The sequence below is a fragment of the Streptomyces mesophilus genome, assembly GCF_040300965.1.
Lineage (GTDB): Bacteria > Actinomycetota > Actinomycetes > Streptomycetales > Streptomycetaceae > Streptomyces > Streptomyces mesophilus_A.
Genome location: NZ_JBEPEW010000006.1, coordinates 115,336 through 129,062, shown reverse-complemented (window position 1 = coordinate 129,062; position 13,727 = coordinate 115,336). Strand labels below are relative to the sequence as shown.

At 69.4% G+C, this 13,727-nt stretch carries 10 protein-coding genes; 3 read left to right on the top strand and 7 right to left on the bottom strand.

Annotated features, from left to right (window positions below):
• Positions 1–409 precede the first annotated feature (409 nt).
• Positions 410–1,918, top strand: a complete 1,509-nt coding sequence (locus tag ABT367_RS04340; protein WP_352249429.1) for a DUF4246 domain-containing protein — start codon at positions 410–412, stop codon at positions 1,916–1,918.
• A gap of 69 nt (positions 1,919–1,987) precedes the next feature.
• Here ABT367_RS04340 and ABT367_RS04335 read toward each other — a convergent pair whose 3' ends face one another.
• The 4 genes from ABT367_RS04335 to ABT367_RS04320 form a co-directional block, all read right to left on the bottom strand.
• Positions 1,988–2,554: a hypothetical protein gene (locus tag ABT367_RS04335; protein ID WP_352249427.1), complete on the bottom strand. Its 567-nt coding sequence runs from the start codon at positions 2,552–2,554 to the stop codon at positions 1,988–1,990.
• Positions 2,555–2,658: 104 nt separating this feature from the next.
• Positions 2,659–3,555 (bottom strand): carbohydrate ABC transporter permease, encoded by an 897-nt coding sequence (locus ABT367_RS04330; protein WP_352249426.1) that lies wholly within the window; start codon positions 3,553–3,555, stop codon positions 2,659–2,661.
• Entirely contained in the window at positions 3,552–4,523 is a 972-nt protein-coding gene (locus tag ABT367_RS04325; RefSeq protein WP_352249448.1) for a carbohydrate ABC transporter permease, read from the bottom strand. The genes ABT367_RS04330 and ABT367_RS04325 overlap by 4 nt, the downstream gene beginning before the upstream one ends.
• 112 nt (positions 4,524–4,635) lie before the next feature.
• Positions 4,636–5,955 (bottom strand): ABC transporter substrate-binding protein, encoded by a 1,320-nt coding sequence (locus ABT367_RS04320; protein WP_352249424.1) that lies wholly within the window; start codon positions 5,953–5,955, stop codon positions 4,636–4,638.
• Between the two features lie 270 nt (positions 5,956–6,225).
• On the opposite strand from ABT367_RS04320, the gene ABT367_RS04315 reads away from it, so the two are divergent.
• Complete coding sequence (locus tag ABT367_RS04315; protein ID WP_352249422.1) at positions 6,226–8,643, top strand: glycoside hydrolase family 2 protein; 2,418 nt, start codon at positions 6,226–6,228, stop codon at positions 8,641–8,643.
• Positions 8,640–9,677 (top strand): LacI family DNA-binding transcriptional regulator, encoded by a 1,038-nt coding sequence (locus tag ABT367_RS04310; RefSeq protein WP_352249419.1) that lies wholly within the window; start codon positions 8,640–8,642, stop codon positions 9,675–9,677. Before ABT367_RS04315 ends, ABT367_RS04310 begins: the two co-directional genes overlap by 4 nt.
• Before the next feature lie 21 nt (positions 9,678–9,698).
• Here the strand turns inward: ABT367_RS04310 and ABT367_RS04305 are convergent, their stop codons facing one another.
• From ABT367_RS04305 to ABT367_RS04295, 3 genes are all read right to left on the bottom strand, one after another.
• Positions 9,699–10,718, bottom strand: coding sequence for a LacI family DNA-binding transcriptional regulator (locus tag ABT367_RS04305; protein ID WP_352249417.1), 1,020 nt, complete (start codon positions 10,716–10,718; stop codon positions 9,699–9,701).
• A 120-nt stretch (positions 10,719–10,838) separates the two neighbouring features.
• A complete protein-coding gene (locus ABT367_RS04300; protein ID WP_352249415.1) occupies positions 10,839–12,236 on the bottom strand; it encodes a cellulase family glycosylhydrolase in 1,398 nt (465 codons plus the stop codon).
• A 337-nt stretch (positions 12,237–12,573) separates the two neighbouring features.
• A complete protein-coding gene (locus ABT367_RS04295; protein WP_352249413.1) occupies positions 12,574–13,533 on the bottom strand; it encodes an ROK family protein in 960 nt (319 codons plus the stop codon).
• Between the last annotated feature and the right edge of the window lie 194 nt (positions 13,534–13,727).

The following is a 13,727-nucleotide window of genomic DNA, read 5'->3' as shown; positions in this document are numbered from 1 at the left end:
AAGGCCTCCGCCCCCTACTGGGATAAGGCAAAGGCGCTGGCCAACCTAAAGATCAGCGCGTTTGACCACAAGAAGGTCAAGTACAAGGAGACGGCACGGGGCGGGCTCGCGGTCAACGTCATCGAGTGCTGACGGGAACCGTCTGACCTTCCTGTTTCATCCCCATCGGCCGCCGCCTCACCTTGGTCACCAAGGCAGGGCGGCGGCCGTCCCGTGTCATGACCAGCAACTCGTGCCAGGTCTGGACAGGGCACTGAGGAATGCGTGACTGGACGCCGCGGACGCCGGACCTTCGTCGCGGGTGCCCAGCCCTGTCGACGGCCGCCGTGCGGGACTCCGTGCGGTGGTCGTGTCAGTGCTCTCGCATATTCTTCCGGGCACCGCACGCCGATACGGAGGATCTAGAGAAGTGACTGGCCTGTCTGCTTTTCCGTTGCCATTTCAAGCATCGCGTTTCCGATCGACCTCAACTCCCCGGACGCTGCGGGAGCTTGAGATGATGCAGTGCAGCGCGCAGCTGCGGGCGAAGCCGGGGTGGTTCGACAAGATGAACGATCCGGGCATCGTCGCCAAGTGGACTCGGGAAGCGGTCGCTCAGGGGCTCACCGAGGCCCAAGTGCGGTATGTGCTCGACGAGTTGGAGTACTACGCCGGGCTGCGCGACGGGCAGACCGGCGTCGAGATGTCCGCCGTCGACGGGGTGTGGCAGTCGGACAGCCTGATCGACGACGAGCTCGGGTCCCGGTTGCGCGAGGCGGTCCGGGTTCTTGAAGAGGTCCCCGAGGACGAGCTCGACTGGCATCCCGGGTCGCAGGGCCAGGTGCTCGATCTGGTGCACCCCTCCCTGTTCTGTCTGGTGCGCGAGGTGAGCGGCGCCCCTGAGCGGGCCTGGCGGAATCCGACGGACCGCTACTCGAAGCACGAGTTCTCGGAGCGGTTCCAGTGGCTGCCCACGGACGTCGAGATCGGTGACGACGGCAAGGCCGCCTTCCTCTCGTACGTCAACAACGTCCATCCCGAACGGCATCGCGAACTGGCCGCCGTCCTGCCCGACTTGTTCGCGCGGATGCTCCCGCTCTTCGAGAACGTGCTCACCGATCTTTCCTACCCGCTGCCACTGCGGATCGAGGCCGATCCCTACGGGTGGTACGACTCGGAGCCGGAGTACCCGGACCAGGACGACTTCAGCGACGACGCGGCGTACGAAGAAGCCGTACAGGCCCACGAAGCGGCCCAGGACGACTGGTGGGAAAACCGTCGGCCGGTCCTCCCGGACGCCCCGGAGTTCACCGCCCCCGAGCTGCCGGAGGACTTCGTCCCGGTCTCCCTGCGCGGCCGCCGGCTCCAGGTCATCGTCAAACTCGCCACGATCCACCTCACCCCGGAAAGGCCCGAGTACAACGGGGGTTCGTGGCATGTCGAGGGGATGCTCAACGAGCGGATCGTCTCCACCGGCATCTGCTACTGGGACAGCGAGAACATCACGGAGAGCCGGCTGAGCTTCCGTACGGCGGTCGACGACCCGGACTACGAACAGAACGACGACAACGGCATACGCGAGGTCTACGGCCTGGAGAACGAGGGCGCCCTGAACCAGGTGCTCGGTTCGGCGGCGACACCGGCCGGCCGCTGCCTGGCGTTCCCGAACATCCTGCAGCACCGGGTCGGCTCGTTCCGGCTCGCGGACCCGACCCGGCCGGGGCATCGCAAGATTCTGGCGTTCTTCCTGGTCGACCCGTCGGAGACCCTCGTCTCGACCTCCGACGTGCCCCCGCAGCAGCCGTGGTCCGACACCTCGAGCATGACGCTGGAGCAGGCGAAGAGCTACCGCGAACAGCTCATGCAGGAACGGAAGTTCTTCGTCGACGAGCACAACGAGCAGGTGTACGAGCGGGAGTTCTCCCTCTGCGAGCACTGAGGCACTGAGGGACTGAGGCACAGAGGGACTGAGCGCCGGGCAGCCGCGGGGCTGCCCGGCTCACCACCCTCAGGACGTGGGCCGGTCCACCGGCCGTTCGAGCCGCACCTGGGTGACGCTCACACCGTCCGGAGCACCGAAGGCCTCGACCATCACACCGTTGCCGATGTCGGTGACCTCCACGGCCAGGTGCTCGGCGCCCACGCGCAGGTCGATCCGCACCACCGGCTCACCCGAGAAGTCCGGCATGCGGTGGATCCGTGCGGCCGGATACCGCAGGCTCGTCAGCTTGTCGCGCAGCGCCTCGTACGAAGGGATGCCGGTCCCCGAGAACGCCCGGCCGATCCGGGCCTGGTGGCGCTGCGCGGCGCACTGCTCCTCGGAGGTCAGCGGCACCGGGTCGACCGTTGCGGTCGTCGCCACGCCGGCCGTGCCGGTGGGGAAGGCGAGGGAGCAGCTCTGCGCGATGAGGTCCGCCAGTTCGAGGAACCGGGTCTCCGCAGGGTCGGTCGCGACGGCCGTACGGGTCAGGGGGGCCGGAGCGGCGGTGGCGTGTGCCGCGCCGAGGCCGGTCAGGAGGATGCCGCCGAGCGCGGCCGCGGCCAGGGACTTCTTCGGGAAGCGTGTTGATCTCATGCCCGTACGATGCGGCTCGCCGGCCACCGTCCACATGAGTACCCGTACTCAGCTCGTCAGCCCACCGCCCACTCCCCGACAGCTCAACACCCCCTGCCTGCCCGCTACTTGGTGGCCCCCTGCGCGAACCCGTTGTAGATGTAGCGCTGCAGGAAGAGGAAGACGAGCAGGGTCGGGACGATCACCAGGATGGCGCCGGCCGAGATGTTCTCCCAGTGCGCGCCGAACGGGCCCTTGAAGCGGAACAGGGCTGTGGAGATCGTGCCCTTGTCCTCGGAGGGCATATAGAGGAACGGGATGTAGAAGTCGTTGTACGTCGTGATGCCCTTGACGATGACGACGGTGGCGATCGCCGGCTTGAGCAGCGGAAAGATGATCTTCCGGTAGATGGTGAAGGTGTTCGCGCCGTCGAGCCGGGCCGCCTCGTCGAGCGAGGTCGGGATCCCCCGGATGAACTGCAGGAAGATGTAGATCGACACGATGTCCGTGCCCATGTAGAGCAGGATCGGCGCCCAGCGCGTGTCCACCAGGCCGAAGCTGTTGACCACTTGGAAGGTCGCCACCTGCGTGGTCACGCCCGGCACCAGCGTGGCGATCAGGAACAGGGCCATGACCGTCTTCTTGAGCCGGAACTCGAAACGGTCGATCGCGTACGCCGTCATCGAGCCGATCAGAACCGTGCCGGTGATCGAGAACAGCAGGATGAACGCCGTGTTCCCGAACGCCGTGAGCATCTTGCCGTCGTTGAACGCGGTCGCGTAGTTGGCGAAGTTGAACCAGTCGCCCGGCAGGCTCAGCGCACCGCCGTCGGCCACCTCGCGGGAGGTCTTCAGCGAGGTGAGGAAGACGACGGCCAGCGGCACGAGGACCACGAGCGATGCGACGACCAGCGAGAGATACGTCAGGGCCGTGCCGGCTCGCGGCCGGCGGACGGCGGTGCGGCCGGGTCGTGGCTGGCGCAGCGCGGAGCGGGTACGCCCCTCAGGGGTCAGCGTGGTCATACGAGGTCCACTTTCTCGTCGGGCACGATCCGCCGCTGGAGCCAGGTGACCGCCAGGATGATCAGGAGCAGCACCACGGCGCAGGCCGAGGCCAGGCCGGTCTTGTTGAACTGGAACGCGAGCTTCACCGTCTGGATCACGAAGGTCTGGGTGCCGGTGGCGCCGCCGGTCATGATGTACGGGATCTCGAAGACGGCCAGCGAGCCGGAGATCGCCAGGATGACGCTGAGGCTCAGCACGGGCCTGATGCTCGGCGCGATGATGTGCCGGAACTGCTGCCAGCGGCTCGCGCCGTCCAGCTGCGCCGCCTCGTACAACTCACCGGGGATCGACTGGATCGCGCCCAGGAAGAGCACGAAGTTGAGACCGGTGAAGCGCCATACGGACACGCCCGCGAGCGAGGTGTTGGCGGACTCCGGGTCGCCGAGCCAGGCCTTGTCGCCGTCGGCGCCGAACCACGACAGGATCGAGTCGAGGGTGCCGCCGTCCTGGAAGAAGTAGAGGAAGACGAACCCGATGGCGACGCCGTTGATCAAGTAGGGGAAGAAGAGGATCCCCTTGAAGAGGTTGCGGAAGCGCAGATCGAAGCTGAGCACGGTCGCGAAGTAGAGCGCGATCACGATCTGCACGGCCGAGGCCGCCAGATAGTAGAAGCTCACGAAGAACACCCTGAACAGCTCGGGCCGGGTGAACAGCTGGGTGTAGTTGTCCATGCCGGTGAAGTTCCGGTCGGGACTCACGCCGTCCCAGTCCGTGAAGCTGTAATAGATCATGTTGCCCACGGGGACATACGTGAACGTGATCAGCAGGGCCAGCGGCGCAAGCAGGAACAGCCACGGTGTGATCCGCCGCAGCGGGTGATCCCGCCAGGAACGGGTGGGCGACGTGCCGCGCCGTACCCCGCGCGCGACGGCCGGGGACGCCGAACGGGTGGGCGCGGGTGGCGACTTGGACGTGGTGTCGGTCATCTCCGACGTGGTGTCGGTCATCTCGGACGGCCTTTCGTGATCCGCGTCGAGCGTGGTGCGGGCGCGGGGCCCCGCCCCGCGGGCGGTACGGGGCCCCTTGCTCGCGTCCGGGTCAGTTGCCGACGGTCGCGGCCGCTTCGGCCCAGCGGAGGTCGAGCTCGTCGAGGTAGTCCTGCAAGGACCCCTCCTGAGCACCGCGGGCGATATCGATCAGCTTCTGGCGGTAGTCCTGCTTCGCGAGGCCGATCTCGGAGGCGTTGTCGATGGCGTTGACCTGCTCGGTCTTCGCCTCGGAGCGCTCGATCAAGCTGACATCGTTGTCCTGGTACGGCTTCAGGACGTCCGGAAGATCCATGGCCTTCAGGGCCGACACCCCGCCCTCCTTGGCGGCGAAGCCCGACTTCTCGGTGAACCAGTCGATCCACGCCCGCGCGGCTTCCTTGTGCTCCGAGTGCGTGTTCACGGCGAGTTGGTAGTCGGAGAGCAGGGTGGCGCAGTACTTCCCGTCCTTCTGCGCCGGGAAGGGCATGAAGCCGATGTCGTCCGGGTTCCCGCCGGCCTTCTCGGCGGCGTCCCGCATCTGGTTCACGGCCCAGGAGCCGAGCAGCATGCTGCTGATCTTCCCCTTGGCCAGGTCCGTCTTGGAGGTCTCCCAGTTGGTGGTGGTCGGGTCCTTCTCGGACAGCTTGTTGTGCACGATGTCGTGGAGCAGGGTGTCGACGACGTTGAGGTCGCTGCCGTCGGCCCACGGCTTGTCCGCGGACGCCAGTGCGTCGGAGGCCTTGGTGTCACAGCTGACCGAGCCGACGCTGTTGGTCCAGGGGCTGCTCAGCGGCCAGCCGTCCTTGAAGTTGGTGTAGTACGGCGTCGCGCCGGTCTTCTCCTTGACGGCGCGCAGATCCGTGAGGAACTCGTCCGGGGTCGTCGGCCAGTCGGTGATGCCGGCCTGCTCCCACACCTTCTTGTTGTAGACGAGGCCGTTGACCGTACCGAAGTTGGCTATGCCGTACGTCTTGCCCTTGACGTCCGTCTTGCCGGTGAAGCGGTACTTCCCGGCCATGTCCTCGGTGTCGCCCAGCGGGGCGAAGAACTTCGGGTAGTCGCCCTTGGCGATCACGGAGGGGATGAGCAGGACGTCGCCGTAGTTCTCGGTGTTCATCCGGATCTTCACCTCGCCCTCGTAGTCGGTGATGCCCTGGAACTTCACCGTCACCTTGGGATAGGTCTTCTTGAACTCGGCGGCGTACTTCCCCATCGTGCCGTCCTGCACGAGATCGGTGCGGTTGGTCAGCACGGTGATCGTGCCCGACACCTTGCCGGGGTCCGAGGGAGCGGTGGCCGCTTCCCCGGACGAGGCTCCCCCGCCACCACACCCCGCGACCGTCAGCAGCGCGGTGGCAAGCAGCACCGCGCTCAGCGGCTTCCTCCTCATGTGCCCAACTCCTTATCCGGCCTGCGGCTCAGGCCCCAGCGGCTGACGGCACTATGTCAGCGATGTGTGAACCGGTAAAGCTCCGATTTCCAGCGCGATACCCAATCGTTACCGCGCGGCTCACCTCTTATGACGCCCTCACGGCGCCCAACTGCACTGTTCTGTGCGGTGGTGATCGCTTCTGGGGACTGGACCGGTTAATCACCGGGAGGTTAGGTTGACGGGCGTCACCACCGACCAGGGTCTGCCCCTGTCGAAAAGGAGCCGCTGATGAAGGACGTCGTCCAGCTGACGGAAGGCTGGCAGCTCAGCCACGAAGGGGCGCGGCTCGAAGCCCGCGTGCCCGGCTGCGTCCACACGGATCTGCTCGCCGCGGACCTCATCCCCGACCCCTTCCTGGGCACGAACGAGCGCGACGTGGCCTGGGTGGGGCGGCAACCCTGGACCTACCGGCGGCAGTTGACCGGCGAGGAGGCGAACACGGCGGCGCACGAGCGCACCGACCTGGTCTTCGAGGGCCTGGACACCGCCGCCACGCTCACGCTGGACGGCGTGGAGCTGGGCCGCACCCGCAACATGCACCGCTCCTACCGGTTCGATGTCACGGGCCGCAGCGGGGAGTTGAACGTCACCTTCGCCTCGGCGTACGAAGAGGCTGAGTCCGTACGGCAGTTGACCGGTGACCGGCCCAACGTCTATCCCGAGCCGTTCCAGTACATCCGCAAGATGGCGGCGAACTTCGGCTGGGACTGGGGTCCGACCGTGGTCACGGCCGGCATATGGCGCCCGGTCCGTCTCGAGCGCTGGTCGACGGCCCGGCTCGCGCAAGTGCGTCCGCTGGTGACCGTGGACGGGACGCGCGGTCGCGTGGAGCTGCTCCTCGACGTGGAACGCACCGCCGCCGGAGCGGACCGGCCGCTCCTCGCGCAGGCCACGGTGGCGGGCGTGACCGCGCGCGCCGAGGTCGTCGGCGACCACGCCACGGTCGCGCTCGACGTACCGGACGTAAGGCTGTGGTGGCCGCGCGGGCACGGTGAACAACCGTTGTACGACGTGGCGTTGACGCTGCTCGATGCCGAGGCCGGTGAGCCGCTGGACGTGTGGCAGCGGCGCGTGGGCTTCCGCACCGTGGAGCTCGACCGGAGCGCCGACGCACAAGGCTCCGGATTCACCTTCGTCGTCAACGGTGAGCGCATCTTCGTACGCGGCGTGAACTGGATCCCCGACGACGTCCTGCCCTCCCGCATCACCCCCGAGCGCTACCGCACCCGCCTGGAGCAGACCGCCGCGGCCAACGTGGACCTCGTCCGGATCTGGGGCGGCGGCATCTACGAGGACGAGGCCTTCTACGACGTCTGCGACGAACTGGGCCTGATGGTCTGGCAGGACTTCCTCTTCGCCTGCGCCGCCTACCCCGAGGAGCAGCCGCTGCGCGGGGAGGTCGAGGCGGAGGCGCGCGAGAACGTCGTACGCCTGATGCCGCACGCCAGCCTCGTGCTGTGGAACGGCAACAACGAGAACCTGTGGGGCTTTCGCGACTGGGAGTGGGAGGAGCCGCTCGCCGGCGACTCCTGGGGCGAGGGCTACTACCTGGGGCTGCTTCCGCGCGTGGTCGCCGAGCTCGACCCGACGCGGGCGTACAGCGCGGGCAGCCCGTGGTCCGGCTCCTGGGACCACCACCCCAACGACCCGGACCACGGCACGTACCACTCGTGGGAGGCATGGAACCGGCGGGACTACAGCGAGTACCTGGCGAACGTGCCGCGTTTCGTCGCCGAGTTCGGCTGGCAGGCGCCGCCCGCGCTGGCCACGCTGCGCCGCGCCCTGCCCGGCGAGCGCCTCGCACCCGACTCCCCCGGCATGCTGCACCACCAGAAGGCCGAGGACGGCAACGGCAAGCTGAACCGTGGCGTCGAGCGCCATTTCGCGCTGCCCGAAGGGGACTTCGACCGCTGGCACTACCTCACCCAGGTCGTCCAGGCCCGCGCGGTCGCCGCCGGAATCGAGCACTGGCGGGCGAACTGGCCGCGCTGTGCGGGCACGGTCGTCTGGCAGATCAACGACTGCTGGCCCGTCAGCTCCTGGTCCGCGATCGACGGCGACGGACGCCTCAAGCCGCTCCACCACGAGCTGCGCCGCGTCTACGCCGACCGGCTCCTGACCCTGCAACCGGGTGTGGACGGCCCCGAGTTGGTGCTGTCCAACCTGGGCGCCGAGCCGTGGGACACCGATGTCACGCTGCGTCTGCTGCGGTCCGACGGCACCGTATCCGCCCGTATCTCCCTCGGGCTCACCGTGCCCGGGCGCGAGGTGCTGCGGCTGCCCGTACCGGCGGAGGTGCAGCCGGCCGCGGGCTCCGCGAAGGAGTATCTGGTGGCCGACGCCGAGGAGCTGCGGGCCGTTCATCTCCCCGTACGGGACAAGGAGTTCGACTATCCGGCGCCGCGATTCGACATCGCCGTGGAGACCGTGGGCGGCGACCCGGACACGCTGGACGTGGTGGTGAGCGCGCAGACGCTCGTACGGGATCTGCTGCTGCAGGCCGACCGCCTCGCTCCCCGTGCGACGGCCGACCGCGGTCTGCTCACCCTGCTTCCCGGGGAACGGACGCGTATCCGGGTACGGGGAGCGGCGGGCGTGGGCGCGAACGCGATCCGGGCGGCCCTGTTCTGTGTGGAACCGGCGTGAGCGCACCCGCCCAGCGCATCACGATCAAGGAGGTCGCGGCCGCCGCCGGGGTGTCCAAGGGCGCGGTGTCGATCGCGTTCAACCACAAGCCCGGCCTGTCCGAGGCCACGAGGGAGCGCATCTTCACCGTCGCGCGGGAGCTGGGCTGGGCCCCCAACTCCTCGGCCCGGAGCCTGTCGACGCGCCGGCCGGACACCATCGGGCTCGCCCTGTGCCGGCCGGCGCGGCTGCTCGGGCTCGAACCGTTCTACATGGACTTCATCTCCGGGATCGAGAGCGTCCTCGCCGAGCGCTCCTGCTCGCTCCTGCTGCGCCTCGTCAGCAGTCTGGACGAGGAGATCGCGCTGCAGGAGACCTGGTGGCGCGAACGCCAGGTCGGCGGATCCATCCTGGTCGACTTCCACGAGGACGATCCACGGATCGCACCGCTCACCTCGCTCGGCATCCCGGCGGTGGCGGTCGGGCATCCCGACCTCACCGGCGGGATCCCGTCGATCTGGACGGACGACGCGGCGGCGGTGGCCGAGGCGGTGCGCTATCTGGCCGCTCTCGGACACCGCCGTATCGCCCGTGTCGGCGGTCCCGCCGGACTCGGGCACAGCGCGATTCGCGAACGGGCCTTCCAGGACACGCTGCGCGCGCTCGGCCTGCCCCCGACCACCCCGGTGGCCACGGGCTTCGCGGGCGAGGAAGGGGCACGCGCGACCCGCTCGCTGCTGCTGCGGCCCGAGCGGCCGACCGCGATCGTCTACGACAACGACATCATGGCCGTCGCCGGACTGGGCGTCGCCGCCGAGATGGGGGTCACGGTGCCGGACGAACTGTCCCTGCTCGCCTGGGACGACTCCCAGCTGTGCCGCCTGACGCACCCGACGCTCTCGGCGATGAGCCATGACGTGCACGGCTTCGGTGCGGAGGTGGCACGCGAGTTGTTCGACGTCATCGCCGGCCGGCCGGTGCGTGCGCGCCCGGTGATGACGCCCTCGCTCACACCGCGCGGCTCCACGGCCTCGCTCCATACGGCTGTCTCGTAGCCCGTACGCGGCGGGTGCCTCTCAGGCCGTACGCGGCGGACTGGTGCTCGCCCGGGGCAGCAGGCGGGCGGCCGGCACCTGGCTGTGCCGCACGTCCTCCTTGCCGACCGCGGCGAGGAGCGTACGGGCTGCGAGAGCCCCGTACTCCCCGATGTCCCGGGTGAGGGCGGTGAGTTGGGGCCGCACCGCCTGGGTGAAGGGCGAGTCGTCCCACGCCACGAGGGAGAGGTCGCGAGGGACCTCCAGGTTCAGCTCCTGTGCGACCGACAGACCCGCGACGGCCATGATGTCGTTGTCGTACACGATCGCGGTGGGGCGCTCCGGGGCGATGAGCAGCCGCCGGGTCGCGCGGGCGCCCTCCTCGCCGGAGTAGTCGGTGTGCACCACCGTCGGCGCGGGCAGCCCTGCCGCGCGGCAGCTCTCCTCGAAGGCGGCGTCGCGCACGGTGGTGTGCGCGAGCTGCGGCAGCCCGGCCACCCGGGCGATGGCGCGGTGTCCGAGAGCGGCGAGATAGGCGACGGTCTCGTGGACGCTCGCACCGTCGTCGGACCAGACGGCGGGCACATCCCCGGCCGCCTGCGGCGGGCCCAGGGCCACCACCGGCAGATCCATGGCGGCGAGCGCGGCCACCCGTACGTCGTCGTCGTGCAGGTCCACCAGGAGGGCGCCGTCCACCCTGCCCTCGCCCCACCAGCGGCGGTACAGCTCGATCTCGTCGTCATGGCTCGTGACGGTCTGGAGCATGAGGGCGATGGAGCGCGGCGCGAGTTCGGACTCGATGCCGCCGATGAGTTCCATGAAGAAGGGCTCGACGCTCAGCGTGCGGGCCGGCCGGCACACGGCCAGGCCCACGGCCCGGGCCTGCGCGCCGTTGAGCGCGCGGGCGGCGCTGCTGGGCCGCCAGCCGACCTCCGCGGCGATCGCCTTGATACGGGCCCGGGTCTGCGCGGAGACGCCCGGCTGATCGTTGAGGGCGTAGGAGACCGCGACCTTGGAGACCCCCGCCTGGCGCGCGATGTCCGCAATCGTCGGCCTCTTCATGCGCGCCCTCCTGCTGTACCGGTTCCGTACCTCAGCGGCCGACCTTACCGGTCGGCCGCCGAGGTACGCGCTCCCGGGCACTGAACGCGGGTTCAGGAGGGCGTGCGATCCCTTGGGCGATCAGGAACTGGTGGTGCAGGTCCTGCCGTCGAGGGTGAAGGCCGCCGGGACGGTGTTCGTTCCGGTGGAGGAGCCGTTGAGGCCGAAGCTCACCTGTCCGCCGGCGGGGATGGAGTGCGTCCAGGACTCGGGGGTGATGTGGACCGCGGCGCCGTTCTGGGTTGCCCGGGCGTTCCACACCGAGTTGATCTTCTGCTGGCCGGAGAACGCGAAGTCGAGTGTCCAGCCGTCGATCTGCCGGTCGGAGGTGTTGCGGACGGTGACGTCGGCGTTGAACGAACTGCCCCAGTCGCTCAGGCGGTAGGTGACCGCGCAGGCGCCGCTGCCCGGATCCGGGTCGGGGTCGGGGTCGGGGTCCGGGTCGGTGCCTCCGCCACCGAAGACGCCGGCCTCCTTGGCAGTGGCTTTGATGCCGTCCGCACCGTCGAACAGGCGCTTGCCCCAGTCGGAGGGCGCGTTCGCGTCGAAGTTCCGCACCAGGTCGAGGTACTCGACCCCGCTCCCGTTGCCGCTCCAGGACCAGCCCATGAAGCCGAGGTCCAGGGACCGGGTGGTGGCCAGGATGGCGTCCTCGTCCGGGTTGCCGTCCGAGTGCATGTCGCCGAACTCGCCGACGACGATGGGCAGTCCGGCGGCCACGTACCGGTTGAGGTAGTCGCTCACCTCGGCCGGGGTGTCGTAGACGCCGTACATGTGGATGTCGAACAGGATGTTGCGGTCCGGGTCGGCGGCCATCACCGCGGCTGCGTTGTCCCGCATGGTGAAGGACCAGTCCTGGCCCCAGTTGGGGGCGTCGACCATCAGCGTGTGGTCGAGTCCGCCGGCGCGCAGCCGGCCGATGGCCGCCTTCGTGTCGTCGGTCCATGCGCTGTAATTCGCGTTGCCGTAGGGCTCGTTGCCGATGTTGACCAGGACGTACTTCTCCTGGCCGACGAGGGCGTCCTTGATGCTCAGCCAGTAGTCGACCGCCTTCGACAGCGGCGCGGCCGCGCCCGCCTCGCCGTAGCCCGTCGTGTCATGGGCCTCGAGGACGCAGATCAGGCGGTTCTGCTTGCACTCCGCGATGACATGGGCGACATCGGCGGTGTCGTTCCTGGTCCACTGGTCACCGGTGCTCAGGACGACCCGTACGGAATTGGCCCCCTTGGCCTTGATGTCGGCGAGCGCCTGGTCGGTTCTGTCGGGGTACCAGGTGTGCGCATGGTTGACCCCGCGCAGGACGAAGTCCTGGTTGTCGGCGTCGAGCAGGCGGCCGTCCCGGATGTGGAATCCCGGGGCGTCCACTGCCTGTCGGGCCGGTGCGGGCTGCGGGGCGGCCGCGGACGGGGAGGCCGCGACCGGTGTGGCGCAGGCGGCCAGCAAGGCGGCGACCGCGACGGCGGCTCGTGTGCGTCTCATCTACTGCTCCTGGTTCGATCGGTGCGCGCCGGTGGTCGGACCGCCGTGATCGGGGGTCCTGGGCGCGACGTGGCAACAGGGGCGGTGCGGGGGCCGCGCCCGCTTAACCGGGCGCAGCGGACCAGGGCTGCCGGCTCGAGACCTGGTAGGCCGCCACCCGGGAACGCAAGCTGCGCACCCGGGCGGCGATACGACCGAGCGACACGCGGGGAGCTGCCGGGGGCACGTCCGACCTGCTGGAACGCAGGGCCGGACACCGGTTCGCACGCTTCCGCTCGGCGACGGCCATGACATTAGGGGGCACGGAAAGGGAGCACAATGGTTTCTACAGAACCGGTTAAGTGCGTGCGCTTCCAGGGGTGCACGGCCGATCCACCGAGGCCCGTACCGCCGCGGCGGCCCCCACCAGGCCGGCGTCCTGCGCGAGGGCCGCCGGCCTGACCTGGATCCCGCGGACGAACTCCAGCGTCGCGTACGAGTCGAGGTGCTGCCGAAGCGGTGCGAACAGCAGGTCACCGGCCTGTGCCACACCGCCGCCGATGACCACGGCCTCGATCTCGACCAGCGAGGCGGTGGCCGCGACGGCCGCCGCGAGCGCCCGCGCCGCACGGTCGAAGGCCGCAAGCGCCCGCGCATCACCCTGCCCGGCGGACGCCGCGACCGCTGCCGCCGTCGCCTCCTCGCCCCGCGGTGGCGTCCAGCCCGCCGCCAGCGCCCGCCGGGCGATCGCACCCCCGCTGGCCAGCCCTTCGACGCAGCCACGCGCGCCGCACGGGCAGAGGGAGCCGTCGAGATCCACGCTGATGTGACCGATGTGGCCCGCGTTGCCCGAACGCCCTTGGTGCAGACGCCCGTTGAGGATCAGCCCGCCGCCGACGCCCGTCGAGACCACCATGCACAGCGCATGGCCGACATCGCGCGCCGCCCCCTTCCAGTGCTCCGCCGCCGCCATCGCCACGGCGTCCCCGACCAGGACCGGCTCGAGCCCGGCGAACAGTGAGGGATACGCGCGCACCTCGTCCACCAGCGGAAAGCCCCGCCAGGCAGGGATGTTGACCGGGCTCACGGTGCCCTTCGCCGTATCCACCGGCCCGGCGCTCGCGATGCCCAGGCCGCGGATAACACCCCAGGCGGGGTCCCCGGCCAGAGCGTCGAGGACGGCGTCGACCGCCCCCATGAGCACACGCGCCGACTCGCGGGCGGGAGTCGGGCGCCGGGTGCGCCGCACCACACGCCCCTCCTCGTCGACGAGCGCCCCCGCGATCTTCGTACCGCCGATGTCCAACGCCGCGTACATGACCCTCCCTCTCCCGGCGCGGGGCGAAGGCCGGGCGCCGTGTCACCGTGACTGTCCGAGAGGATACTTAACCGTTTAAGTTGCTGACTCGGAAGACCCGGCAACCTTTCGCGCACCGGCGGCGACCTACCCTCCGCAACAAGGAGCGACGAGGCCCACGATCACGTACGAGGACGAAGACGAGGCCCACAATC

Coding starts and splice junctions, on each gene's coding strand:
- ABT367_RS04335 (WP_352249427.1), bottom strand. CDS start 2,554: ATGAGATCAACACGCTTCCCGAAGAAGTCCCTGGCCGCGGCCGCGCTC.
- ABT367_RS04330 (WP_352249426.1), bottom strand. CDS start 3,555: ATGACCACGCTGACCCCTGAGGGGCGTACCCGCTCCGCGCTGCGCCAG.
- ABT367_RS04325 (WP_352249448.1), bottom strand. CDS start 4,523: ATGACCGACACCACGTCCAAGTCGCCACCCGCGCCCACCCGTTCGGCG.
- ABT367_RS04320 (WP_352249424.1), bottom strand. CDS start 5,955: ATGAGGAGGAAGCCGCTGAGCGCGGTGCTGCTTGCCACCGCGCTGCTG.
- ABT367_RS04315 (WP_352249422.1), top strand. CDS start 6,226: ATGAAGGACGTCGTCCAGCTGACGGAAGGCTGGCAGCTCAGCCACGAA.
- ABT367_RS04305 (WP_352249417.1), bottom strand. CDS start 10,718: ATGAAGAGGCCGACGATTGCGGACATCGCGCGCCAGGCGGGGGTCTCC.
- ABT367_RS04300 (WP_352249415.1), bottom strand. CDS start 12,236: ATGAGACGCACACGAGCCGCCGTCGCGGTCGCCGCCTTGCTGGCCGCC.
- ABT367_RS04295 (WP_352249413.1), bottom strand. CDS start 13,533: ATGTACGCGGCGTTGGACATCGGCGGTACGAAGATCGCGGGGGCGCTC.